We start from the raw sequence: 25206 nt of genomic DNA, 5'->3' as shown, positions 1-25206 counted from the left end.
TATTGTGAATTTGTTTTTTATTTTTACAAAGAAAAAGAATTTCTATGATAAAAGTTTCCAAAATAGAATATTATTTACCTGAGCAGGTTCTTACAAATGAGGACCTTGAAAAGGAATTTCCAGAATGGAGCTCAGAGAGGATTCAGGAAAAAATAGGGATCAGGCAGCGACATATTTCTTCAGACAGCGAGACCGTACTGGAGCTTGCCGTAAAATCTTCCGAGAAAATCTTTGAAAATTATGACAGGAATAAAGTAGATTTTATTCTTTTCTGTACCCAAAGCCCGGATTATTTTCTTCCCACAACTGCCTGTATTCTTCAGGACAGGCTTGGTCTCAGAAGAAATATAGGAGCCATGGATTTTAATCTTGGCTGTTCCGGATTCATTTATGGACTGGCTTTTGCTAAAGGATTAGTAGCAGCAGGTATTGCAAGAAGTATTTTACTGATCACATCAGAAACCTATACAAAGCATATCAATCCGAAAGACAAGGCTAACCGAAGCATATTCGGGGATGCATCTGCATCGGTGATTGTAGAAAAAGATGAAAATGCAGGGGATTACCAATTCTGCCTGGGAACAGACGGAAGCGGTGCCGAAAACCTTATTGTAAAGAAAGGAGCTTTCAAAACAGATTTTGAACTCAATCCGGAAAATGAATTTTACCCGGAAAATCTTTATATGAACGGTCCGGAGATTTTTAATTTCACCATTGAAAATATTCCGGGATTGGTAAAAGAAACTTTGGAAACCAACGGGCTGACGATGGAAGATGTGGATCATTTTGTTTTTCATCAGGCCAATTCTTTTATGCTGAATTATTTAAGGAAAAAGATCAAAATACCGGCAGAAAAGTTTTATGTTGACATGGAAAACACAGGGAATACAGTATCAGCCACCATTCCCATCGCTTTGAAAAATATGATGGATAAAGGGATACTGAAAGAAGGTGAAAGAGTATTAATGGCCGGTTTCGGAGTAGGATATTCCTGGGGAGCAACCGTGCTGGAAATTTAAAATATAAGTAGAAGTCGTAAAATTTTAAAATATGAAAATATCCGTTTTTTTAGAGAAATTACAAGAAGAATTAGGAGAAGATGAAACATTAACCATTGAAACGAACCTGGAACAGCTCGAAAGCTATGATTCTATCAGTCTGCTTTCCGTGATTGCGTTTGCTGATGAAAATTTCGATAAAAAAATTGACACGAAGGATTTCAAGGATGTGAAAACAGTTTCAGATCTGATGGATGTTATTGGCAGAGAAAATTTTGAAGATTAATGAATCCATTTCTTAAAAGATAAAAACGATCCTATACAGATGCTTCTTCCGGTACCGGGAGAAGCTGTTCTGTAGAATGCTTTAAATGATCGCTAAATGTATTGCTTGCTAAAATCTTAATTCAATTACTGATTTTTTTGGTAAAGATTTTCAAGAATTCCTTCCACCGCATCAAAAATTTTCTGGTTGTCAAACTGGTCTTCGATATTTTCCAGATTCTTTCTGATTCTGGTAATGAGCTCAGGGTCAGTCAGAAATGCTTTCATGGCGGCATACATTTCATCTGTTTCATAATTGATGAGGTAACCGGTTTCACGGTCTTTAATCATCTGTCCTACATCTCCTGTATCGGTAGCAATGATAGGCTTCTGAAGAATTAAGGCTTCAGCAATTACCAACGGCCATGCTTCGGATTCGGACGGAAGGATGAAGTAATCTGCATTTTTTACATAAGGATATGGATTCATCCTGTTGCCGCTTAAAATAAATGTATCCTGAACATTATTGATGCGGATCTGTTCCGTAAGGTTTTTCATTTCCTCACCGCTTCCCACAACGATAACATTGTGGTGAAATCCTTCATCAATTAATTTTTTATGGGCATCAATCAGCTTATGGTAACCTTTTCTGCTGTGCAGGCGTCCTACTGAAACAAAAACAGGTCCTTCAGGCAGGTCTTCTATCTTTTCCTGTGCTTTTCTCTTGATTTCCTCAATAGGAATAGCATTAATCACCACACTTTCTTCAGGATATTTAAGGTCCGGATAATAGATATGCATCAGATCTTTGATTTTCTGTGAACAGTAAATCATATGATCAAACTGTGGGAAATTTTCAAGAATACCAGGCACCAGCGGCTGCATAGCAGGCAGATTAATTTCCGAATGAAACCATCCGATTTTCCTGGAGGCTTTGTTGCTGGATCCAGTGACGGATGAAAATGTGGAATAGGAAGGGGCAATTTCGATATCAAATTTTTTATTTCCTAAAAGACGGTCAGATATTTTATGATTTTTCAGCACCCGGGAAAGTTTCAGACTTCTTCGGACAAGTTGTAGCTTATGGATCAGCGGATTCTTGGAAAAATCTTCCCTTCCGTCCGTAAAATAGATCTTTTTAATATGTTTCGGAAATTCATTTCTCAGTTCACCCTGATTCATATTCAGGCAAACGGTGATGTCAAATCTTTCAGGATCAAGATTATTGAGGATGCTGAGGATTACTTTTTCCACACCACCCATTTCCATGGAACGGTGTCTGAAAAGAACTTTTATTTTCTGATTTTCTGCTGACATTACCTGAAAAGTTTTTGTAAAGTAATGGAGATTTTTCTTTTTATCCTATACGGAACCGAATTCTGATATTCAAGAAGCTTGAAAATTTGCTCTTGTCCGGGATAAGTTTCAGGAATCTTCACTCCATTAATACTTTTTATATTTCTCCTTTTCATAGCGTTAAAAACTACCGTCGAGAAATATTCGTAAGATTTAGATTTATTATTATTCTGGGATATGCCTCCCTGATGTGTTCTGTACAGATAATTGGTGTCGTCGATGAAGTAAACGTCACCTTTTTCATATAGTTTTAAATAAAGATCCTGATCTTCTGAAATTTTAAGTTCAGGATTCATTTTTTCAGTCTGTTCATAAATATCTTTTCTGAACGTCACAAAATGAGCGATCTGGATTGGATAGTTAAAGAAATACGGATCCCTGTTCTGAACCTGCATAGCAGATCTGAAAGGGGCAATAGGTTTCAGATCCTTATCACAGCTCATAAATCTGGAATAGGCCAGCACAACATTCTTTTTCTGTGTAAATACTTTTACGGCTTTTTCAACAGCTTCAGGGAGAATGGCATCGTCAGGATCTACAAAACCACAGATGTCTCCTGAAGCAAGCTCAATAAGTGTACTTTTGGTAATGCCTACACCGGAGTTTTTTTCATTTTCAAAAAATTTAAACCGTTCATCTCCTGCAATGATAGCTTTGATCTGCTCTTTCTCATCTTCAGACGAAGCATCATCCAGAATCACGGCCTCCCAGTTTTTGTAGGTTTGGGCGAGTAATGAACTGTAGCAGTCTTTAAAAAGCGAGGCATTGTTATAATGAGCAATAAGTATGGAAAATTTCATCTGAATTTAAAGGGAATTGAATATTAAATCCTGTTTATTAACTACCTGTGTATTAGCCGGAATGTCTTTGTATATGGTACATCCTGCCCCGATAATGCAGTTGTCGCCAATCGTAACGCCTTTCAGTACTGTCACGTTGCTTCCCAGCCAGCAGTTATTGCCTATTTTTATAGGTGCCTTTGTAAATTTTGACGGGTGAAGCCTGAATTCCGGAGAAGTTTCATAAGCATGGTTGTGATCATACAATTTGACGTTTTCACCGAACAAAGTATTTTCACCAATTGAAATATGCTCCAGGCAGTTGATCGAGCAGAAGTTATTCATAAAAAAACGGTCTCCTATTTCAAGGCTGGCATCTTTTGCTACCAGAATGCAGGTGTAATTTCTAAATTCTGCGGATTTGCCTATGCTCACTTTTTTCAAATCCTTGTCAAGAACAAAGCGGTTGCCTACACCCAGCCGGATATTTTCAGAAAATACTTTTGGATTTTTTTTCAGGCTGGAAAGCTGCTGTTTTCTGTAGATTTTTTCGAAAAAACTGTAGAACATAGTAGTGTTTTTATTTTTTTCATGATCATTTGAGTAACACAAATATATCTGTTTTTAGATAAATGAAAAAAAAATATTTATTTTTGCGGAATTAAAGACAACACAGTGAGTGAAATAACAAGAGTTCTCAAAACATTTATCGGGTATCTTAAAAGGCCTGATCTTTACCCGGAACTGGGCCGGAAAATCATTAAAAATACAGTGAACAGAGGCAATGCTTTCAAAGGTAAGGAAAAAACAAATTCCTGGGCTGCAGAAAGAGCTATTTCCCAGGAAGAAGCTGTTTTAAAACTATTTGGCCTTGAAACGGGTGCATTCCGTAAAGATTATGCAGAGGTTTTAAGAACAGCAGAGCAGAAGGAAAAAGCATGTCCGGTAAAAATGGGCGGCCCCGGAGCACTGGAGCTGATCTACTATGCCTGTGAGTTTACAAATGCAAAGAATGTAGTTGAAACAGGCGTTGCCTATGGATGGTCGTCATTGGCTTCACTTCTTTCCCTTGCTAAAAGGAACGGAACACTGTACAGTTCAGATATGCCTTATCTGGCACAGGACGGAGACCAGTACGTAGGTTACGTAGTACCGCAGAATCTTAAAAGCAACTGGAAATTATTCCGTTTTGCAGACAAAGAATCATTACCGAAAATTTTTGCTGAAAATTCAGTTTTTGATGTTCTTCATTATGACTCTGATAAAAGCTATAACGGAAGAATATGGGCTTATAATGAGCTGTATAAACACCTGAAGAAAGGAGGAGTGTTTATCAGTGATGATATCGGGGATAATTCTGCCTATCAGGATTTCTGTGAAAAAAACAGCATAGAAACTATGGTAGTGGAATATGAAGGGAAATATATCGGCGTTTTTGTCAAATAGTTTTTAAAGAACGCCATATTCTGTTGTGTATTGCCGGCAGTGCTTTTGAGTACTGTTGTTTTCATGACCGCAGTAAAAAGTGTTTTTTATAATAACCAACTATTGTAAAACTGCTGAACAGTTTTTGAGAATGAAGATAAGCCAGATTACCTTTACCAGATTCCTTGCCGCTGTAGCCATCGTTATTTCTCATTTTAATAAAGATATGTTTGTCTATAAGACAGACTATATTTCCAATATCTTTTTGAAAGCCAATGTAGGGGTGAGTTACTTTTTTATCCTTTCCGGCTTCATCATGATTGTGGCTTATCATAAGAAAGATAAAATTGAGTATTTCGGATATTATAAGAACAGATTTGCAAGGATCTATCCGCTATACGTGGTGGGATTGCTGCTTTATCTGGTAACCAGGTTCTCGAACTTTAATCCTGGTGATTCTTTTCTGTACCTGTTCGGGCTGCAGAGCTGGATTCCGGGCAAGGCAATGATCTTGAATTTTCCGGGATGGTCTATTTCGGTGGAGTTTCTTTTTTACCTGATTTTCCCCGTGCTGTACAATTATTTCTATTCCAGAAAGAATAAAAGTATCTGGGTAGCGGGAATTGTCTTATGGATTGTTACCCAGGTGTTTTCCCATCTTTATGAAGCCTCACCCTCTTATAAAGGTCCACATACGGAAAGCCACGAATTTCTGTATTATTTTCCGCTGATGCATGTAAGCGAATTTTTGGTAGGCAACCTTGCCGGATTGTTTTTCGTGAACCATCCTAAACAGAAGAATTATGATGTTCCTGTAATCCTGGTTTTTGCCGCTGTGATGCTTTCGCTGATCTTTGTGCCTCTTTTCTATCATAACGGGCTCATGGCAGTACTTTTTATTCCGCTTATCCTTTTAATCTCATGGAATAATGGGCTGCTGACAAGAATTTTATCATTGAAGCCTCTGGAATATCTTGGTGAAGCAAGCTATGCTATCTATATTACCCATATCCCTATTTTGTATATTCTGAGAGAAATTCTGAAATGGCAAAATTATAAGCTCAATATCAACAGTGTGTTCTGGATTTATATGGCTGTTCTTATCATTACCTCGATATTTTTTTATCAATTTATTGAAAAACCGCTCAGAGATTATCTTAAAAAGATAAATGTCAGATAAAATTTTTATTTTTGTACAAACAAAAACACGATGAAAAAAAATACGAATGTTCCCAAGGCATATGCTGCATGCATTTATACTAAAGATCCGATACTACCGGAAGCCTTTAAAAGGAATAATACGGAACTGACAGAATTGAGAACCGGTACATTCATTTTAATAAAATAAAGGGAATCCATGTACAAAACGTTTTCTGAACTGAAAAAAGAACTCCGCAAAGATATTTCCGGATTTAAAAAGATCAGGGTGGCATTACTGGGTGACACCGCTACACAGTTTCTTAATGTTGCTTTGAAAGGGACTGCTGTAAATGATGGCTTTGAATTTGAAATTTTTGAAGCAGATTTCGGTCAGATTTCCCGTCAGATTCTTGATCCTACCTCAGAATACTATGAATTTAATCCGGATTATACCATCATTTTTGAGTCATCTCATAAATTACTAAACCAGTACTATAAATCTTACGATACACAAGCTGCATTTGCAGAGAACAAGCTTTCCTATATTGAAGACCTGTACAGAAATATTCAGAACAGAACGAAAAGCAGGGTCATCTACTGTAATTTTCCGGTGATCAATAACCAGATCTTTGGAAATTTTTCAAATAAGGTAGAGTCTTCTTTTGTTTTTCAGCTGAATAAACTGAATTACCTGCTTTCGGCGGAACTGGCAGTGAAAAATGATAATTTCTTTATTGCAGATATTCTTTCCATTCAAAATAAATGGGGGAGAGATTTCATGTTTTCTCCGAACATCTATGTAAATACGGAAATGGTGATTTCATTGGATGCCCTTCCGATCGTTGCTCACCATATCACCAGTATTATTGCCTCTCTGGAAGGCAAATTTAAGAAATGCCTGATCCTTGACCTGGATAATACGACATGGGGCGGGATTATTGGTGATGATGGCCTTGAAAAAATTCAGATCGGGAGCCTTGGAATAGGAAAAGCATTTACCGAATTCCAGTATTGGGTTAAAGCCCTTCAGAGAAGAGGCGTGATCCTGGCCGTTTGTAGTAAGAATGATGAAGACAAGGCAAAGGAACCTTTCGAAAAGCATCCCGATATGGTACTTAAAATGGATGATATTGCTGTTTTTGTGGCTAACTGGGACAACAAGGCGGATAATATCAGAAAGATCCAAAGTATTCTGAATATAGGTTTTGATTCTATGGTGTTTCTTGATGATAATCCGTTTGAAAGAAATATCGTACGCGAAAACCTTCCTGAAGTTTGTGTTCCTGAATTGCCCGAAGATCCGGCAGAATATCTGGAATATCTGTACGGCCTGAATCTTTTTGAAACCTCCAGCTTTTCTGAAAATGATGCGGAGCGTACCAGGCAGTACCAGGTGGAAGCGCAGCGGGCAGTCGATCTGGACAGCTTTACCAATGTGGAAGATTTTCTGAAAAGTATGAATATGACTTCTGATGTGAAGTCTTTCGACAATTTCTCAAAGCCAAGAGTTTCTCAGCTTACCCAGCGTTCCAACCAGTTTAATTTAAGAACGGTAAGATACACGGAACAGGATGTAGACCGCCTGATCAATTCTGAAGAACATTATACGCTTTCCTTTACCCTTGAAGATAAATATGGCGACAATGGACTGATATGTGTCATTGTGCTGGAAAAAAAGGACCCGGATACCATTTTCATAGATACATGGCTGATGAGCTGCCGCGTACTGAAAAGAGGAATGGAAGATTTTACCCTCAATACTATTGTGGAAACCGCCAGAAAACATGGCTTTAAAAATATTGTAGGAGAATATCTTCCTACGGCAAAAAACCAGATGGTAGAAGATCACTATGAAAGATTAGGATTTGAAAAAGAGAATGATAAATGGGTGTTGAATGTTGACGATTACCAGCTAAAAGAAGTCTACATAAACAATAAAATATGAAAATAGAACACCTTATTGAAAGTATCTCTGCAAAAAATGCTATTCATGGTAAAAAGCTCCAGAAAAACTTTGCCTCACTCTCGGAAGACGAAAATTACATAAAAAATTATAATACCTTCATCACCAAGTACAAAGTAATACTTGAGAAAAAGGATCTGACATTTAATGATGCCATTAATTATTATCTTAAAATGATCAGTGATTTTAATGAGGAGATGCTGGATTTTATAAGAACCAATAAATACAGGAATACATCATTTGAAGAGGTAAATCAGGCAATGTACAATAATCCGGATGTAATGGTTTCCCATATGCATGGCTTATTGCTTTCTCAGTTTTTATGGAAGCATCATTATGCAGTTTATCAATATTTTAAAACGACCATCCAACAGTATCTTCCTGTGAAATCCTATCTTGAAATAGGAGCAGGACATGGCTTATATTTTGAGGCTGCGATGGAGAAAATTGGAGAAGACTGTACTTTCGAGGCACTCGATATCAGCGAATCTTCACTTGAGCTTACCAAAAGCTTAATTAAAAGTGAAAAAGTGGTTTACCACCTTAAAAACGTATTCGATTATACAGATGAAGATGAGAAGAAAGATTTTATTACAATGGGAGAAGTGCTGGAGCATGTGGAAGACCCGCTGGCCCTGCTGAATAAAATCAAAAGTCTGATCAAGCCGGATGGCACCATCTTCATTACCACCCCTACCAATGCACCTTCTATGGATCATATTTATCTTTTTAACACTATTCAGGAAATCAGGGACCTGATTCATGAAGCAGGACTTGAAATTGTTGATGAAAGATACTTTGTAAGTGAAGACATAGAACTGGAAAAGGCGGAAAAGAGAAAAGTCGCCACGATGTATGCCTCATTTTTAAAAATAAAAAACATATAATATTATGAACAAAAACGAAATTTTATCAAAATTATCAGAAATTTTCCGTGAAGAGCTGGATAATGAAGAAATTACCTTAACTGAAGAAACTACGGCCAATGATGTTGAAGAATGGGATTCTCTTTCTCACATCCAGTTAATTGTGGCTGTGGAAAAAGCTTTCGGCATACGTTTTACCTCTTCTGAAATTCAGAGCTGGAACAATATAGGTGAAATGGTAGATTCTATCGCGTCAAAATTATAATGAAGTTTCATCATGTAGGAGTTGCCTGTAAAGACATACAGGCAGAACTCCAAAGCATAAGAAAGCTCCATAAGATCATTGAGGAAACTCCTGTTGTTTTTGATGAAAATCAACAGGCAGAACTTTGTATGATCACCGTAGAAGACGGTTTGAATATTGAACTTGTTTCGGGCACGCCCGTGGAGAATCTTTTGAAAAAAAGGATATCTTACTATCATATCTGTTATGAGGTGGATGATATTGACCAGTCCATTGAAAACCTTACCGAAAATGGAGGAATGCTTATTTCCCCTCCCAAAGAAGCTATACTTTTCAACAACAGAAAGGTTGCTTTTTTAATGCTTTCCTATGGAATTGTTGAACTTTTAAATAAATAAGTTATCATGCAGTTCACATCATTGGTATTTATACTTTTCTTCTCTGTTTTTTTTGCTGTCTACTGGTGGATTATTGGGAAAAATCTTAAAGCCCAGAATGTATTTTTATTATTAGGCAGTTACGTATTCTATGCATATTGGGATTGGAGGTTATTAATACTTTTGATCGGAAGTTCAGCAATTATCTATTATCTAGGGTTGAAAATTTCCCGGAGTGAAAATTCGGGAAAAAAATTGTGGCTGAATTTAGGTCTGATCTTTTCTGTTGGTACACTGCTTTATTTTAAATATTTTAACTTCTTCATTCAATCTTTTACAGATTTGTTCGGAATTAAAAATAATCTGACTTTAAATATAATTTTACCTCTGGGTATCAGCTTCTATACATTCAGAATGGTTAGCTATCTGCTTGATATAAAGAATACTAAACTTAAAGCTGAAACAGATGCACTGGCTTTTTTCAACTATATTGCCTTCTTTCCGAGTATGACATCCGGCCCTATTGATAAAGGAGGCTTATTGCTTCCGCAGCTGAAAAAAGAAAGGGTTTTTACCCTGGAAAACGGTTCTGACGCAGCCAGGCAAATTCTTCTGGGCGCATTTAAAAAGCTGGTAGTTGCCAATACTATTTCTCCTGTTACAGAAAAGATATTCCAGGGATATGAGCATCTTTCGGGAAGTACTATAGCTTTTGGAGCCATACTGTTCTTATTCCAGATGTATGCAGATTTTTCAGGATACTCCGATATGGCCATAGGTTTTGCAAAACTTTTAGGCTTTAAAACCACTAAGAACTTTGCTTTTCCGCTTTTTGCCCAGAATATTGCAGATTATTGGCGAAAATGGCACATTTCCCTTACCTCATGGCTTACAGAATATGTATTTACTCCTCTTGTCATTGCTTTCCGTGATTATGATAAAAAAGGATTGATGCTTGCTGTTTTTCTCAATTTCGTCATTATTGGTTTCTGGCATGGTGCCAACTGGACGTTTATCGTTTATGGATGTCTGCAGGGATTGTATTACGTTCCCCTGGTTGTTAATAACCAGATCAATAAAAAGAAAAAGCTGTCCAAAACCATTCCTACATTTAAAGAATTGGGAAATATTATCTATACAATGGCCTTAGTGTGCTTTGCATTGATTTTGTTTGTAGCTCCAAGCTTAAAAGACGCTTTTGGAATGTATGGGAAAATTTTCAGCCTGTCATTTTTCTCTGTTCCACAGTTTATAAAAATTAAGATTTTAGGGCTGATAGGAATTATCATTCTGATCGACTGGATTAATAAGGATCAGGAGCATGGGTTAGAAATCAGCAGATTTAAACCTGTAGTAAGAAGAGCATTTTACATTTTCCTTATTTTGATGATTATGTATTTTGGGGTTTTTGGAGATAGCAGTTTTATTTATCAACAATTCTAATCTGGTATGAAAAAATTTCTATTCAAAATATCGTTTTATATTATTGGGATTATTGCCATTTTGCTGTTTTTAGGAACTTATGCAGACGGCAACACTGATGATAATTATTTACACTTTACAGGTCCGAAGCCTTCTGATATGATTATGGGAGATTCCAGAGGTTCTCAGGCTGTTATCCCTAATATTTTAGATGATAAGCTGAAAGGCCGGAAATTCAATAATTTTTCCCTGAATATTACCGAATCACCTTACGGACATATCTACTTTGAAGGCATAAAGAAAAAGCTTAACCCTGATACAAAAGACGGTATTTTTATTCTTACTGTTGATCCCTGGAACTTATCTATAGATAAAAATGTGAAAGAGACAAAAGATCTATCAGAAAATAATTCCGCATTGGCAGATATGCATTTTTATGATGTAAAACCTAATTATGAATATCTTCTGAAGCATTATCCTGAAACCTGGTTTAATATTTACAGAGACAGGGAAGCATTAGCAAGATCCAGTACGTATCTGCATCAAAACGGATGGATGGAAGTTAATGTAAATGTGGAGCCCGATACTTTAAAGAAAAGACAGGACCGAAAGGTAGCTGATTATACAGAATTTGTAAAGAGCCAGAAAATATCCCGATACAGACTGGATGCATTTGAAGATATCATTGACTACCTTAAAACTAAAGGAACCGTTTATATTGTAAGAATTCCTGGTTTTAAAGGAATTATGGAAATAGAAAACAAATATTCTCCGGATTTTAGCAAAAGAATAGAATCAATTGCTTACAAAAAAGGAGTGAGATTTTTCGACTTTTCCCATCAATCCGATCAATATATCTTTACAGACGGAAACCATATGTACAAAGAATCCGGGAAAGTATTTACTGCCCGGATCGCTGATTCTATTCTTTTGGATAAGAAAAATAACTGATATCCTGCTTAAAACAGATTTTTCCTGAAATTGATATTGAATAAGCCCGAACGGATGCTCGGATAATCCGTAATCAGGTATTTACCGATCATAGCCCATTTTTTGACTGGAGGAGCGATGGCAATCTCAAAGCTGCGAAGCATCCTTCTGATGTGGAGTTTTACATGATCCGGGACAGTTTTCTCGTTCTCTGCCCAATGATTCAATTCTCTCCAGAGTAAAACACGGGTTTGGGCCGGATTTATCTTTCCTGAATCCACTTTTGTGATCCTGTTGTTTTCATGAACTCCTCTTAAGGCAATCGCTTTATCGTTAATCCCTGTATAAAGCTTAAGGTAATAAGCAAGACGTATGGTAATTTCCGAATCCTGGTGAAGGCGGAGAGAAGTCTCGAAAAACCGGTCCATTTTAGAAAGGGAAGATCTTCGCAGGGTTAAAGTATCCAGATGAATAAGTCCGAAGGTGCCCCGTAAACTGATCAGTCCCTGGTACACATCTTCAGGCCTGGTTTTTTTGTAAACCGTATCCAGTTTATCCTTGTAAATAGGGTAGTACTGTTCCCTGGCTTTCTCCGAATAATATTTCACCCCGATTGCGCCATAAACACCTTCTACTTCAGGGTTCTTGAAAAGTTCTCTTTCCGCATCAAATCTGTTGGGCAGATAATAATCGTCTGCATCCAGGAATGCTACAAAATCCCCCGTCACTTTTTCCATACCCAGGTTTCTGGAAGCCCCCGCACCATGGTTTCCTTTATCAGGGTGTTGGTAAAGCTTCACTCTGTCATGCTTTTCTTCCAGCTTCCGGCAAACCTCCAGCGCATTGTCCGGAGACTTATCTTCAATTAGAATGACTTCATATACATCTTCGAACTGCAGAGCAGATTCTACGGCTTGTGAAACATATTCTTCAGCATTGTAAACGGGAATTATTACGGATATTTTCATTCTTATCGGTTGAGGTACGTAAAACGGTATTGTGTTTTTAATATCTGAGGATTCTTAATGACTTCTAAAAAGGTACAAAAATATTTATTGAATCCTGTTTTTAAAGACAAATCAAATGATTTATAAGTTAAATAAATCTTTCTTTTGCCATCAGGCGGTAACGGGTTGGCATCCGCCCATTCATATAACGATTTCCATAAAAGAAACTGCCTCTGATTATATTGTGGTGAATATCTTATGATTTTGGTAATCCTGTTATTGTCGTGCACACCTCTTATCGCGATCGCCTTATCTATAATTCCGGATTTTAAATAGCAGTGATAGGCTAATTTGATAATAAAGTCGGAGTCCTGATGTACACGGAGATTTTCGTTGAAACGGAGATTGCTTTTTACCAACGCTGTTTTTCTGATGGTCAGCGTATTTAAATGGAAAAAAGTTCCGAAAACTTTAGACGTTAAACCTAGTAATCCTTTCAGAACCTCTTCGCCTTCTGCAGGGAAATTGACCGTCGTTAAAGAAACATTTTTAAACTTATCCTGGAATTCCTTTCTCCCTTTTTCGGATAAATATTCTACGCCAATAGCCCCAAAAACGCCTTCAATTTTCTGGTCTTTAAAAATTTCTCTTTCAGCATCAAAACGATTGGGAAGATAATGGTCATCGGCATCTAAAAAGGATATGAATTCACAGCCTGCTTTTTCAAGGCCTAAATTTCTTGTGGCTCCGGCCCCGTGGTTCCCTTTATCAGGATGCTGGTATAATTTGATTCTTGGATCCTTAAAAACCAGTTTGCGGCAGATTTCCAACGAATCGTCAGTAGATTGATCTTCAATGAGTACAATTTCCTTTACTTCCTCAAAAGGCAAAGCAGAATCTACAGCCTTTTCCAGAAACTCGGAGGCATTGTAAACTGGTATAATTACTGAGATATTCATGCTTTACTGTATATTGCTTTTAATTTTTCACTGAAAATAACAGGATCGTGATCCTTCCTGATTCTTTCCACTGAATTTCTTGATTTTTCCGGCAGCTGTTCAGGATGAGTGAAAATATCTTCCAGGATATTTTCAAGCTGTACTTTCAGCGTTTTTTTCAGCTCTTCCCGCTGTTCGGCTGTGAAATAAAGTGCCTGTTTCAAACGGTTCTGAGGAAGATGGATAAGCCAGCCGCAGCTTTCATTATTGATCTCCGGCAACGCCCGGATGTCCGTCGTAATCACAGGAACACCTGCTGCCTGCATTTCCAGAACTGAAAATCCATAGGTATCGGACCATGTGGGTAAAAGGCCGACATGTGCCTGTTTAATAAGTTCTATCACCTTTTCGTTGGGGATATTTTCATAAATTTCGATCCAATCCTCTTTTTTCAACATTTCTTTGGTTTCCAGAGCTTCCTTTTCAGTGACTTTGGTTACATAATGATCTGTTTTAAAGGATGAAATAATGCTGAGCCTGAATTTGTATTTTTCTCTTAACTTTTTCAGAACTTCTATCATTTCGACTCCACCTTTCAGATGGAACTGGGTTCCTACAAACACGAGATTAAAGCTCTCAGTGTTCTGGTAAATTTCCTGCGAATCTCTCAGGATAATTTTCTGAGAAGGATGAATCACGGAAAGCTTGGATTGTACTATTTCCTGGAAATCAGGATAGTTTTTCAGAAGCTCCAGCTGGATGTTTGCGGAAGCCTGGGAAATTGAGATGATTCCCAGACAGCTTTTTTTGCCAATCTGCCTGAGTGCGTTTTCCGTTTTTTTATTGCGGATATGCTGAGGTTCAGTCTGCTGGTGGTCATTTTTAGTTTCAGGAAACCTCGGAACCAGGGTTTCAAAAGAAGTTACCCATTTCTGGGAAGAATAATTGATATCGTTATAAAGATGGAGGATATCGATCTTAGGTTTCTGATAAAAGAAATATCTCCCCTCAATATCCGTTTTTTTCCTCAATACAATTTTCTTTAATGTAGATAATGAATGAAAAAGATTATTGTTCTTTCTCAAAAAAACATACTCACAATCAGAAACTTTATTCAAAATATTTCTTTTGATGGGATAATCATTTTGTGTCAGTCCTATTTTCATAATTACTGCAAATGATTTTTATTGTTCTGAAACCAAAGGGCCAAAATCAGTAAACTCCAGTGCTGATGATGCCTGTTAAGCTTTTTCTGCACTTCGTCAAAGTCTAAAAACTCAAATATATAGCTGTTTTTATTTTCAAGCAGTTCCCGGCTTAAATTCTGAAGTTCAGGTTCTTTGAACCATTCTTTTACGGAAGCTCCGAAACCGTTCTTTTTGCGGACTGCAATTTCTTCCGTCCAGGCGTGAGCATAAGCTTTTCTCAGTATAATTTTATCTTCTGTGGAATTAACTTTGTACTGCCATGGCATCTGAATACAGAATTCAGCAAAATCAATATCCAAAAACGGAATTCTTACCTCTACAGAATTGTACATGGAAGTCCGGTCGCCTTTAAGAAGCATATTGGCGGGAACATATTTTTCAAGGTCTATCCTCATCAGGTCATTGAAATCCTCATTGGTAGGCTTAAAGCTGAAATCCTGCCCGGGAATTTCATCATTGATTCCCAGTTTTCTGATTTCAGCAACTGAAAAATGATTCCGGACTTTATTCTGATGATAATCTATTGTATCGCTATATTCTGCTCTGAGGCGTCTTTCAGAACCTATATCCTTAAATTTTCCGGCTAAAAGAAGCATTTTGGAAAGATAATTCGGATAATAGCCTTTTTGAGAAAGATTGATGTTGTATTTATAGAAGGTATAACCTCCAAACAGTTCATCACCCACGTCTCCTGAAAGGATTACCTTCAGATCTTTTGAAGCTTCCTTGAAAATAAGATGCGTAGGAAGAAGGGAAGAATCCATTAATGGTTCATCCATGTAAGAATACACTTCCTGCAATGTCTCGGAAATCTTCTGCTTTTTATCTAAAAGAATGTGGTGGTCTGTTTTGTATTTATCTGCAATGGCCTGTGCATAGGGCATTTCATTCAGATCGCCGCTTTCGTAGCCGTAAACCAGTGTTTTTATATTTTCTTTATATTTTGATGCAACCGCAACAATGGTACTGGAATCCAGGCCTCCTGAAAGGAAAGAGCCTACTGGAACGTCTGCTACCAGTTGTTTCTTTACGGCATTGTCCAAAAGATGTTTAAATTTCTCGATGCTTTCGTCCAGACTCAGTTTTGAGGTCTCGGCAGGAATAGTCCAGTAAGGTTTTATATCTGTTTTACCATCCTTAAAAACCAGCGTATGGGCAGGTTTAAGATTGAAAATATTCTTATAAATCGTTTTATGAGGATGAATGTATCCGTTTTTCAGATAATAGGCGATCTGTGCTTTGTCAATTTCAGGTTTTATAAGCCCTGATGCCAGAATAGCCTTGATTTCGGAAGCAAAAATAAATTCACCGTTTTTCCCGATGGTATAATAAAATGGCTTTTCCCCGAAGCGGTCTCTTGCGCAGAACAGTTCTTGTTTCTCTTCATCCCAGATCGCAAAAGCAAACATTCCGGGAAGATCATGGATGAGGTTTTTCCCTTTTTTCTGATACATGGCAAGAACTACTTCAGTATCTGAACTTCCCCGGTACGGGTAATCGGAATACTGATCTTTTATGGCCTGGTAGCCATAAATTTCACCGTTCAGCACAATACATTCCTTTTTTGTACTGGAAAACATGGGCTGTTTTCCGTTTTCGGAAAGATCTATAATAGAAAGCCGTCGATGGCCTAAAGCTGCGTTATCATAAAATTCGTGATGGGAAGAATCGGGGCCGCGATAAGCAATGGCATCCGTCATTCTTTGAATTTCATTCTGGTAATTTCGGGCGTTATTGGTGATTATTCCGGCTATTCCACACATAATATATTGTTTTTCATCATTAATTTTAATTTCGGATAGACAAATTTACGACAGATTTATAACATACTTCTTATTTGGAAAATTTGCTGTTGATTTGATCCTTACCCATTAAATTTATCCTGAAATTCCTTTCTTGCTTTTTCGGTTAAATATTCTATACCAACGGTTCAAAAAATATCTTCAATCGTATCATCTTTAAATCTCTTTTTTCGCATTAAAACAATTGAAAAAGTAATGGTCATCAGGATGTAAAAAAAATGTGAATTCTGATTGACTAAGATTTGCTATTAAAATTAAATTGGTGAAATAACTAGATTATCATTTATGAAAAGTTCTTCTTCTAAGCTGTAAAAATCTTTTTTAAGCACTCTGCTGTATATTTTAAAGTTGTTATCTAAAAAGAACTTTAAAAGTTCGCGAGAGGTATGAGAGCCTTGTTGATCGATTGCCGCAGGACAAAATTCCATGAAAAAGATAGGTCTGTTTTTTAAGAAAATATCTTTATTGCCTAATATTACTACAGCCTCATATCCTTCTACATCCATTTTTACTACATCAAATTTAGCATTGTTTATAATTTTTTCTAAAGGCTCTATTTGAACAGTAATTACTTTCTTTCCAGGATGATCGATTTCTACAAAAGAACTCATCCCTGCATGCCCGGTCATAAAATTAAATGATTTTGTTTCGGAACGATCACCGATTGCAGCATTAAATAGCTTAATGTTTTTGTAATTATTTTTTTTAATACTTTCACTAAACTCATGATAAACATCTGGAATAGGTTCAAACGCAAAAATTTGTTTACAATAAGGGGCTAAAAGCAAGCTGTGTTGTCCAATATTAGCTCCTATGTCTAATAAAACTTTATCTTTTGAAAGAACATTTCTTATATCGTCAACAATATGTTGCTCATAAATTCCATTTTCAAAAATATGAAAATCTACATATCCGAATCTTTTATTGAGATAAATTTTCGTTTTCTGGTTGTTGTAGTTAATTGTATAAAGTTTTCTATTATCAAGATAGGAGATATTTAATTTTCTGTTAATAAAATTTATTGGACCTTCTTGAAAGAGGATACTTTTGAGGGATTTTAGATAGTTTGTCATATAAATAAATTTTTGTCAATATAATTTGTAATTAAAAGCCAGATATATTTTAGGTTATGCACCCAAGAGTACAAAAAATATACGGTGTTTTAATATATCGTTTTTCATCATTAATTTTAATTTCGGATAAGTAAATTTACGATAGATTTTGAAAATTATTTCTTATTTGTGTTAAAAGGAAATTGATTGGGTTCTACAGCTGAAAAATGTTCTGAATTTTATAAAAGATAAAGTAATACAGTTTTTTTATAAAAGAATCGAGAGCAGGAAAAGTTGCGAAACCCTGATGCAGGACCATCATACTCCATAAAAAATTAAAGGCAATTACTATAAGAGCTATTATATCTTTTTTGGTACTGCTTGCCAGCGTTTTCTCACCTGCAACGTATATTGTTAATAATGAGAAAACAATGTTGATCCATCTTCCCCAATCATATGCTATATAAAATAAAGGTATTAAAAAAAGGGCCTGTACTATAATGAATCTAAAGTTAATCTTAAGCTCATTAAATTTATAGTATATTCCAAAAGTGATTAAGCTTATTAAAAGACTAATGCTGTAAGTTTGGTAACCGTAAATATGTTTTTTATAAAAATTTAGGACATCAAAGTTAGGATCATACTCATAGATTCCTAATTGCCCAAGCTGAAGGCCATGCGCTTTTAAAAATGTAACGGAGTCATTTGTTCTTATATCCATTCCGAATTTATAAAGAATGCCCATTGTTATGATGGCAGGCAGTATCTGAAATATAAAAATTTTCTTGAGCTTGCTAATTGCAGGAGCTTTATTTTTAATAAAATAAGTAAACGCTACAAATGGTAAATAGAAAAAGGATGCTTCATGATTTAAAATGCAAATTATAATGAAAAAGGCTATTATAAAGTCAGGAATAATCATTTTTGCCTTTAACGACATAAAGTATACAAGATATAACAACATGAAAAAGATATCCTTTTTAGCTGCAATGGTAGGATCTTTTAAAAGCATGCCGAACGCTGAAGGAAGCAGCAGAATAGCTATCGTCATGAGGCTGTTGTTATTTTTCCAGAACAGTTTTACCAATAGGAAAAAAAAGACTGTATAGATGGCAAAGAGGAATGAGAATACCAAATATTCAATTTTAATGTGAGTAATTTCATTCAGGAATATGAATATACTGCCGAACAGTCCTCTTCTTTTAAAGCCTCCATCTTGGTAATTAATGATCCATTCGCCTAAATACCAGCCGTTTTTATAAGTTACAACCTGAAGATAGGAATTTTGTATACTAATAAAATAATATATAAGAAACAGGATGCTGATGATGTAATTAATGATCTTTGATTTCATATTTAATCAATAAACACCTTTTTAAATTTATCCATTACCGGATTAGGCAGGAATTTCTCATATAATTCCCTGGCAGACAAACTTAAATCGGAATCCAGAAGTATATTTTTAAGTTCCTTTGCATCTTTATAATAATAAGCCTGATCTTTCAGATGATTGATATGGGCTTTTTCAGGGGAATCCGCAAAAGTAATAACAGGTTTTCCCTTGATGGCAAATTCTGCAACAGTAATCCCGAATGTTTCCCCTCTTTCGCGGGCATGAAGTAAAGCATTACAAGTATTGATGAATTTAAGCTTCATCAGCACATCTGAGCTTGGAGGTAAAAACTTAATATTGGACGGAACAGATTTCCACCATCTTTTTTTCACAAACGGATCAACGCCCATGAAGATAAAATAAATGTCTTTGTATGCGGAGGCAATCTTTTCCACGATTTTCTGTACAAAACCGATATTGAAGCTTTGCCCGCCTCCGTAATACCCGAATACTTTGGCGTTTTTAGGAATGTTCAGTTCAGTTCTGAGATCTTCGTGGGTTTCGTTTTCAAAATTAACCATGTGGGGAACGAACGGAGATCTGCCTTGCGTCATTTCTTCACTAAGCCATTCTGAGACATAAGCGTAAATGTCTCCGTGAGGTTCAAAATATTTGAACACACTGTGAACAACTGTTTTACATTCTTTAGTTTCTATATCATCATAAAAACCATTTTTAATAGCATAAAACAAGTCGATATTATTGTTTTTTATAATGGTATCCACCTCTTTGAAATCCGAATAGCCGAATACCTGAAATCTTTTTTCAAATTTTTCAATTCCAAGCGGATGGTTGGTAGGCAGGGTTTTATTGTATACGATAACAGATTCATTCCCCAGATATCTTTCGTTGAAATCTGCGTAGTCATATAATGCGATGGAAGTCCCTCTGTAATTGAGTTCATTCTCATGGAAAAGGATTCTCATTCGTCTTTATTTTAATTTATTTTTTAGTCGGTTAAGTATTTTCCGGAACAGGCTTTTCTTTGGATACTTTACAAGGTCCTTATGAGTGAAAAGTCCTTCACCCTGTGCTATTTTAAAGTCTTGTTTCACCCACCATGAAGCAATATTTCTCTCCAGTGAAACGGACTCTCCTGCGAAAGGCAGAATTTTTTCAAGAAGGAAGTTTTTTCGGACCAGATAAGGATTGTTCGTCCAGTTGGCCCACCGTGATGTGGTTACAAAAAAAACTCCCTGTTTCTGTATCTTATCGGGGAATTCTGCTGCCGGATCCAGCCAATGCAGGGATTCCAGCAGGTGAGGGGAGGTACATTCGTGCCAGTCGTCATAATAATCCAGCTCTTTGCCTTTATTTCTAATGGATATCAATGGGTAGCCGGGATTTTTTCTGCTTCTGAAGCGTACGACATCAAATCCGTTATTTAACAGATCCAATCCGCCTTTGAGTTCAGAAAACAGAGTATTTTGATCTTCAATAAGTTCCCAGTCATGCTCAAGGAAAAGGATGTTTTGGGCAGATGCATTTTCAGCAAGCATTTTCATCCCTTTTCCTATTCCTACATTTTCCTTTAAACCGATATATTTAATCTTATATTTTTCTGCTATTTTTTTATCATCTTCATTGACTTCCTGAAACAGAATCGTAATATCATCCACCATATCCAGAAGACCATATTTTTTGTATGATCTTAAGGTGTTTTTAAGATTGGCGGCACTTTTCCAGGAGAGAATGCAGATGCTTACGGGTAACTTTGCCATTTTAAATGCTTTAAATATTCAAATAAGGGTGGTTACCACTCATGGATCGTTTTCTGTAAGCTTCGATCTCATCAAATCTTTTTGAAAAGAATTTGTACTGCTCCAGGTAAAATTTATATTCGCCGGTATTTCTCTGGATACCATGTTTCATAAGAGAGGTGATGAAAGCTTTTTTCTCCCGTCCGATATTGTAATCAAAATTGGGATTCATATATCTTGTTTCCCGTTGCATCTGCATGGACAGCCTTTTCCTTGCCAATACTTCGGCAGGATCTTTCATTTCCTCTTTCTGGAAATCCTGGACTTTGGCATCGTGCACCACTTTACTTTTCGGGCAAACAAGGATTTTTAACCCGAAATAAGTAATTCTGTTAATGTAATCGTAATCTTCGGCACCATGAAAGAAATAAGGATTAAATCCGCCCACTTTTTCCAGCACTTTTCTGGGAATAAACCAATGAGCAGCATTCACAAACTTTATTTCATAAAAGGGCTTTACTGCATGAAGGAAAACATCGGAAAGGAATCTGTTGTTCTTACAGTCCTGTGCAAGATAGTTTTCAAAATGAAGGTCAAATTTTTTTCCAGTCCCATCCATATGCATCGGGCTTAAAATCCCAATTTTGTCCTGATCCGGATAATGATTGTAAACTTCCAGTAATTGTTCTACACTGTCAGGGAAAATCCAGGCATCCTGATTCATAAGATATACAAAATCAGCTCCTTCTTTATAGGCTTTTTCAATTCCCAGATTATTGGCTTTTCCGAAGCCGGAATTTTCGGAAGACTGTATAAAATCTACTTCAGGAAAATTGGTTTTAATATATTCCTGAGTTCCGTCGCCGGAGCCATTATCAATAACTATTGATTTTATGGGAATGCTGGAGTTCCTTAAGCTTGTAAAACATCTTTCCGCCCATTTCATGGCATTGTATGTAACAATAATAAAATAGATCTTCATCTTTTTGCAGCTTATATGTACTTATTGGCCAAAGATTCTATATAGTCTTCAGGATTGATACCGGAGAAGAACTGATTGACATTTTCTTCAAAGGAAACCTGGTAGAAATCTCCTTCGTCTATAGTATCGTAAACGGCTTTTTTATTTACTTTTTTCTCAATAGCTCCTATAATTTCCTGTAAATTATAATAGTACGGGAAAGCATAGCTGATGGTTTTATTCTGTATAGAAGGGCAGATTTCCACTAAAAATTTATTGATATCGTCCATATCAATCAGCAGTCTTCTGGCATGGCTATGAACGTTAAATTTATGATCGTGTGTAATCTGGGTCTTTAAATAGTTGAACAAGGTATTGGGGTTCCCTCCTTTCCCTACGATATTTCCAATACGGAGAATAAGATAGTTCGGGGAATTGTCTTTGATATAATTTTCCATTTTAAGCTTATGCAAGACATAGGGACTATCCTGTTTCGACTGGTCATGTACGCTTAGTGTTGAAAAATAGATGAATTTGCTTTGGATGTATTTTTCCAAAGTATTTTTCAGAAGGTTGAATTCTCTTTCAAATTCGGAGTTCTTGGTTTCGAGGGAATTTGAAACACCGGAAGCAAAGAACAGATGATCTTCTGAATCGATATTTCTTAATGAATTAGCAATAAGTCCGTTTCCTATAATCATTTATGTGTGTTTTAGATAAAACTATTATTTTGTGATTTTATCTGATATTTTTGTTTAATTGTGTGTATGCTCCATTTTATTGTCAGGTATAATTTTATGGGATTCAATGTGAATTTTGATAAAACATTGTTTAAAAAATATCCTGTAGCCGCTTTATTAAAATTAGATTTCGTGATTACATTAGAATATGTCATCAATGTATAATAAAAATAAGCTTTTAGTTTTGAGGTTTTATAATCCTGATTATATTTTTTTATAAAGGGGATGATGGCAAAATCTCCCTTCATCATTTCATATGTTACATTTTTTGAAATACTTGCTGAAAACTGTCTGTAAGTACTCATTTGCTCGGGAAGAACTTTGATTTTACCATAACATCCGGCCAAAAGATAAAGACACCTGTCTGCTGAAATAATTTTTGTCGGAAAATCATCCTTCAAAATACTTTTTTTGAAGAAAAATGTTGATGTTTGACAAATGTTTCTATCTGTGAGACTATCTTTAGTAAGTTCCTGCCCCAAGTGTCCCGAAAAACCATGACTGGGAATTGGTGCGTCTTCATAAATCACAATGGAATCTGTACCAACTCCGGAGAAATCAGGATTTTTTTCCAAAAAATCAAATTGTTTCTGTAATTTGGAAGCATCTATCCAGTAATCATCACCGTCTAAGATAGAAATATATTTGCCCGAAGCTTTTGAGAAAGAAAATAAAGTGTTTTTTACATATCCTAAATTAGGAACATTCTTAAAATATTTTATTTTATCACCTTTTGGATGTAATGCTATTATTTCATTAATAATTTCTTCTGTATTATCAGGAGAATTATCATTACAAATAATAATTTCATATGCACCCAAAAACTCCTGAGCGAAAATACTCTCAAGACATTGTTTAATATATTTTTCGTGTTTATAAGTTGTAATACAAACGCTTACATCCATATTTTGCGTTTAAATTTTAAATAAATCAGCTATTCCCAAATCCAAATACTTGTGACGAATACACTTTAAAATATATATTTTCTTTTCTAAAAATCCTAAAGACATTAGATAAGAATTTCTATTTTTTATAAAAACAGAATAGATTTTTGTTTGTTTCTCGTTTTCTTTAGGGTTCATTTCCTTATATCTTTTAAGAATCTGAAGGTATGACCAAACATATTCTTTAAAATATTTTTGAGTTTCAGATATTTTCTCCTCTTTTTTGTCAGATTTATATCTCAAACCATACACCTGGTTTGAATGAAGCCTATATGAAGACAGGGATTTTGAAATAAATCCTAAAGTATTTTTTGAAGCTAATTTTTGAGCAATATAGTAATCATGGGCAATAGGAAAATCTTCCATTTCATATTTTTTCAAAGATTCTTTTTTTATTGCCAATGCACAGCCTAAAACAAAACTTCCTTTTTGAACTAATGCCACAAAAAGGTTATCATTTTTTATTTCGCGGATAATTTCTTCATGTGATATGCCTTTCCAATTTAAATAGGAAGGATGTATTTTATCATCATCAATCAGCTTTAGATCATGAAAAACACCGTCAAATTGAGAATTATTCTCAAAAAAGCGGATAGTTTCCTCTACCTTATCTTTTTCCCAAATGTCATCCTGATCACAGATAATAATAATTTCATGGGAACAGAGCTTGATTGCTTTTTCAAAATTTTTAATGAATCCAAGGTTAGTTTCATTCTGATAAATCTTGAAAATACCGGGATGTTTTTCTTGATAGCTAAAAAGTATTTCTATGGTTTTATCGTTTGAGCCGTCATCGCAAATAACAACTTCGTCCACTTCTACAGTTTGGCTGAGGATAGAATTCAGTTGTTCGTTTAAATATTGCCCGCCATTATAGGTGCATAAGGCTACAGATACTTTCATAATTTAAAAATATTAAGAATTTTATTGATGAATCGATATCTCTTACTATTTATAATTTTTTCCAGATTATTATTTCTTTGTTTCAATTTTTTATTTTCATGAAGAATATTCTTAAACCCTGTAATATTTTCTAGATATAAAGACTGGTGTTTTTCATAAAGATATTTTCGCAGGCTGTCATCACCAATTTTCATAGCTTCTGTATTTCTGGAAATCTCTTTTATTCTATAAAAAAAACCAAAATAGTCGATTTTAAAGGTATTAATTAAACCCTTTTTTGATGCAATAAGAGATATCCAAAAATCCCAGTCCTCATAACCTTCATGCATTGACTCATCGAAGCCTCCTATATTATGCCAATCTTCTTTTTTGAAAAATGCAGTGCAGAAAATTTGGTTCTCCAAGAGCATTTTTGGAACTTGAAATTCATCCAATAAAAATTCATCATTTCGAGTGCCAAAATATTTTGCTTTACAATAAATGATGTCCATCTTCTGATGAAAATGTTTCGAGGCAAATTCAAGGTAGCTTTTCCCAATTTTATCATCACCATCAAGCGGCAGGATCCATTCTCCTTGTGCTGTTGATATTCCCAAATTTCTTGCTGATGAAACTCCGCCATTATCTTTTTTTAGATATATAAAACGGGGATCTTTTTCAATCCAGTTTTTTGCAATTTGCTCAGTATTATCAGGAGAGCCATCATCTACAATAATACATTCCCAATGCTGATAAGTCTGGTCGAATACAGATTGCAGGCATTCATCCAAATACTGCGATTGGTTGTAGCAAGGAACTATTACAGAAATAAATGGTGAGGGCATATTGTGTCTTGTAAAACAAAGATATTAAAA

Annotated in this window: 27 protein-coding genes; 11 read left to right on the top strand and 16 right to left on the bottom strand. The window is 35.7% G+C overall.

Features of this window, described 5'->3' with window-relative positions; translation table 11 throughout:
• Positions 1 to 44: 44 nt before the first annotated feature.
• Together BUB03_RS08025 and BUB03_RS08020 are read left to right on the top strand one after the other, a co-directional pair.
• The gene (locus tag BUB03_RS08025) at positions 45 to 1019 is read left to right on the top strand and encodes a 3-oxoacyl-ACP synthase III family protein (protein ID WP_073061813.1); all 975 of its coding nucleotides are present in this window, start codon (positions 45 to 47) and stop codon (positions 1017 to 1019) included.
• A gap of 31 nt (positions 1020 to 1050) precedes the next feature.
• Entirely contained in the window at positions 1051 to 1284 is a 234-nt protein-coding gene (locus tag BUB03_RS08020) for a phosphopantetheine-binding protein (protein ID WP_040993432.1), read from the top strand.
• Positions 1285 to 1409: 125 nt separating this feature from the next.
• Here the strand turns inward: BUB03_RS08020 and BUB03_RS08015 are convergent, their stop codons facing one another.
• The 3 genes from BUB03_RS08015 to BUB03_RS08005 are packed head-to-tail and all read right to left on the bottom strand — an operon-like array spanning position 1410 to position 3967.
• Positions 1410 to 2579, bottom strand: coding sequence for a glycosyltransferase (locus BUB03_RS08015; RefSeq protein ID WP_073061810.1), 1170 nt, complete (start codon positions 2577 to 2579; stop codon positions 1410 to 1412).
• Positions 2579 to 3418, bottom strand: a complete 840-nt coding sequence (locus tag BUB03_RS08010; RefSeq protein ID WP_073061807.1) for a glycosyltransferase family 2 protein — start codon at positions 3416 to 3418, stop codon at positions 2579 to 2581. The genes BUB03_RS08015 and BUB03_RS08010 overlap by 1 nt, the downstream gene beginning before the upstream one ends.
• Before the next feature lie 6 nt (positions 3419 to 3424).
• Positions 3425 to 3967 carry an acyltransferase gene (locus tag BUB03_RS08005; protein ID WP_073062707.1) on the bottom strand — a complete coding sequence of 181 codons (543 nt, stop codon included), beginning with the start codon at positions 3965 to 3967 and terminating at the stop codon, positions 3425 to 3427.
• 105 nt (positions 3968 to 4072) lie between these two features.
• On the opposite strand from BUB03_RS08005, the gene BUB03_RS08000 reads away from it, so the two are divergent.
• The 9 genes from BUB03_RS08000 (at position 4073) to BUB03_RS07965 (ending at position 11785) form a co-directional block, all read left to right on the top strand.
• The gene (locus BUB03_RS08000; RefSeq protein ID WP_073061805.1) at positions 4073 to 4843 is read left to right on the top strand and encodes a class I SAM-dependent methyltransferase; all 771 of its coding nucleotides are present in this window, start codon (positions 4073 to 4075) and stop codon (positions 4841 to 4843) included.
• 130 nt (positions 4844 to 4973) lie between these two features.
• Positions 4974 to 6002, top strand: a complete 1029-nt coding sequence (locus BUB03_RS07995) for an acyltransferase family protein (RefSeq protein WP_073061802.1) — start codon at positions 4974 to 4976, stop codon at positions 6000 to 6002.
• A 30-nt stretch (positions 6003 to 6032) separates the two neighbouring features.
• Complete coding sequence (locus tag BUB03_RS21845) at positions 6033 to 6170, top strand: hypothetical protein (RefSeq protein ID WP_155859070.1); 138 nt, start codon at positions 6033 to 6035, stop codon at positions 6168 to 6170.
• 9 nt (positions 6171 to 6179) lie between these two features.
• The gene (locus BUB03_RS07990) at positions 6180 to 7907 is read left to right on the top strand and encodes an HAD-IIIC family phosphatase (RefSeq protein ID WP_073061799.1); all 1728 of its coding nucleotides are present in this window, start codon (positions 6180 to 6182) and stop codon (positions 7905 to 7907) included.
• Positions 7904 to 8812: a class I SAM-dependent methyltransferase gene (locus BUB03_RS07985; protein WP_073061796.1), complete on the top strand. Its 909-nt coding sequence runs from the start codon at positions 7904 to 7906 to the stop codon at positions 8810 to 8812. The genes BUB03_RS07990 and BUB03_RS07985 overlap by 4 nt, the downstream gene beginning before the upstream one ends.
• A gap of 4 nt (positions 8813 to 8816) precedes the next feature.
• Positions 8817 to 9056: an acyl carrier protein gene (locus BUB03_RS07980; protein ID WP_040993437.1), complete on the top strand. Its 240-nt coding sequence runs from the start codon at positions 8817 to 8819 to the stop codon at positions 9054 to 9056.
• Positions 9056 to 9433, top strand: coding sequence for a VOC family protein (locus BUB03_RS07975; RefSeq protein WP_073061793.1), 378 nt, complete (start codon positions 9056 to 9058; stop codon positions 9431 to 9433). Before BUB03_RS07980 ends, BUB03_RS07975 begins: the two co-directional genes overlap by 1 nt.
• 6 nt (positions 9434 to 9439) lie before the next feature.
• On the top strand, positions 9440 to 10855 hold the full coding sequence (locus BUB03_RS07970; RefSeq protein WP_073061790.1) for an MBOAT family O-acyltransferase: 1416 nt from the start codon (positions 9440 to 9442) through the stop codon (positions 10853 to 10855).
• Positions 10856 to 10861: 6 nt separating this feature from the next.
• Complete coding sequence (locus BUB03_RS07965; protein ID WP_073061787.1) at positions 10862 to 11785, top strand: hypothetical protein; 924 nt, start codon at positions 10862 to 10864, stop codon at positions 11783 to 11785.
• 8 nt (positions 11786 to 11793) lie between these two features.
• Here BUB03_RS07965 and BUB03_RS07960 read toward each other — a convergent pair whose 3' ends face one another.
• From BUB03_RS07960 to BUB03_RS07900, 13 genes are all read right to left on the bottom strand, one after another.
• Positions 11794 to 12732, bottom strand: coding sequence for a glycosyltransferase family 2 protein (locus BUB03_RS07960; protein WP_073061785.1), 939 nt, complete (start codon positions 12730 to 12732; stop codon positions 11794 to 11796).
• A 2-nt stretch (positions 12733 to 12734) separates the two neighbouring features.
• The gene (locus BUB03_RS07955; protein WP_073061782.1) at positions 12735 to 13670 is read right to left on the bottom strand and encodes a glycosyltransferase family 2 protein; all 936 of its coding nucleotides are present in this window, start codon (positions 13668 to 13670) and stop codon (positions 12735 to 12737) included.
• Positions 13667 to 14815 (bottom strand): glycosyltransferase family 4 protein, encoded by a 1149-nt coding sequence (locus tag BUB03_RS07950; RefSeq protein WP_073061779.1) that lies wholly within the window; start codon positions 14813 to 14815, stop codon positions 13667 to 13669. Before BUB03_RS07950 ends, BUB03_RS07955 begins: the two co-directional genes overlap by 4 nt.
• A gap of 2 nt (positions 14816 to 14817) precedes the next feature.
• The gene (gene asnB / locus BUB03_RS07945) at positions 14818 to 16620 is read right to left on the bottom strand and encodes an asparagine synthase (glutamine-hydrolyzing) (RefSeq protein ID WP_073061776.1); all 1803 of its coding nucleotides are present in this window, start codon (positions 16618 to 16620) and stop codon (positions 14818 to 14820) included.
• A 293-nt stretch (positions 16621 to 16913) separates the two neighbouring features.
• Complete coding sequence (locus BUB03_RS07940) at positions 16914 to 17732, bottom strand: FkbM family methyltransferase (protein WP_073061773.1); 819 nt, start codon at positions 17730 to 17732, stop codon at positions 16914 to 16916.
• A gap of 193 nt (positions 17733 to 17925) precedes the next feature.
• The gene (locus BUB03_RS07935) at positions 17926 to 19065 is read right to left on the bottom strand and encodes a hypothetical protein (protein ID WP_073061771.1); all 1140 of its coding nucleotides are present in this window, start codon (positions 19063 to 19065) and stop codon (positions 17926 to 17928) included.
• 2 nt (positions 19066 to 19067) lie between these two features.
• Positions 19068 to 20030 (bottom strand): glycosyltransferase family protein, encoded by a 963-nt coding sequence (locus BUB03_RS07930; RefSeq protein WP_073061768.1) that lies wholly within the window; start codon positions 20028 to 20030, stop codon positions 19068 to 19070.
• Between the two features lie 6 nt (positions 20031 to 20036).
• On the bottom strand, positions 20037 to 20825 hold the full coding sequence (locus tag BUB03_RS07925) for a glycosyltransferase family 2 protein (protein WP_073061766.1): 789 nt from the start codon (positions 20823 to 20825) through the stop codon (positions 20037 to 20039).
• 10 nt (positions 20826 to 20835) lie between these two features.
• The gene (locus tag BUB03_RS07920) at positions 20836 to 21786 is read right to left on the bottom strand and encodes a glycosyltransferase family 2 protein (RefSeq protein ID WP_073061763.1); all 951 of its coding nucleotides are present in this window, start codon (positions 21784 to 21786) and stop codon (positions 20836 to 20838) included.
• Positions 21787 to 21797: 11 nt separating this feature from the next.
• Positions 21798 to 22466, bottom strand: a complete 669-nt coding sequence (locus tag BUB03_RS07915) for a Rossmann-fold NAD(P)-binding domain-containing protein (RefSeq protein ID WP_073061760.1) — start codon at positions 22464 to 22466, stop codon at positions 21798 to 21800.
• 11 nt (positions 22467 to 22477) lie between these two features.
• Entirely contained in the window at positions 22478 to 23410 is a 933-nt protein-coding gene (locus BUB03_RS07910; protein WP_073061758.1) for a glycosyltransferase family 2 protein, read from the bottom strand.
• Between the two features lie 9 nt (positions 23411 to 23419).
• Complete coding sequence (locus tag BUB03_RS07905) at positions 23420 to 24352, bottom strand: glycosyltransferase (protein ID WP_073061755.1); 933 nt, start codon at positions 24350 to 24352, stop codon at positions 23420 to 23422.
• On the bottom strand, positions 24349 to 25176 hold the full coding sequence (locus tag BUB03_RS07900) for a glycosyltransferase family 2 protein (RefSeq protein ID WP_073061752.1): 828 nt from the start codon (positions 25174 to 25176) through the stop codon (positions 24349 to 24351). The genes BUB03_RS07905 and BUB03_RS07900 overlap by 4 nt, the downstream gene beginning before the upstream one ends.
• Positions 25177 to 25206 lie beyond the last annotated feature (30 nt).

It is taken from the genome of Chryseobacterium oranimense (assembly GCF_900129755.1).
GTDB classification, from domain to species: Bacteria; Bacteroidota; Bacteroidia; order Flavobacteriales; family Weeksellaceae; genus Chryseobacterium; species Chryseobacterium oranimense.
Note: the sequence above shows the minus strand (reverse complement) of the source record. Positions and strands in the feature narration are given on the sequence as shown.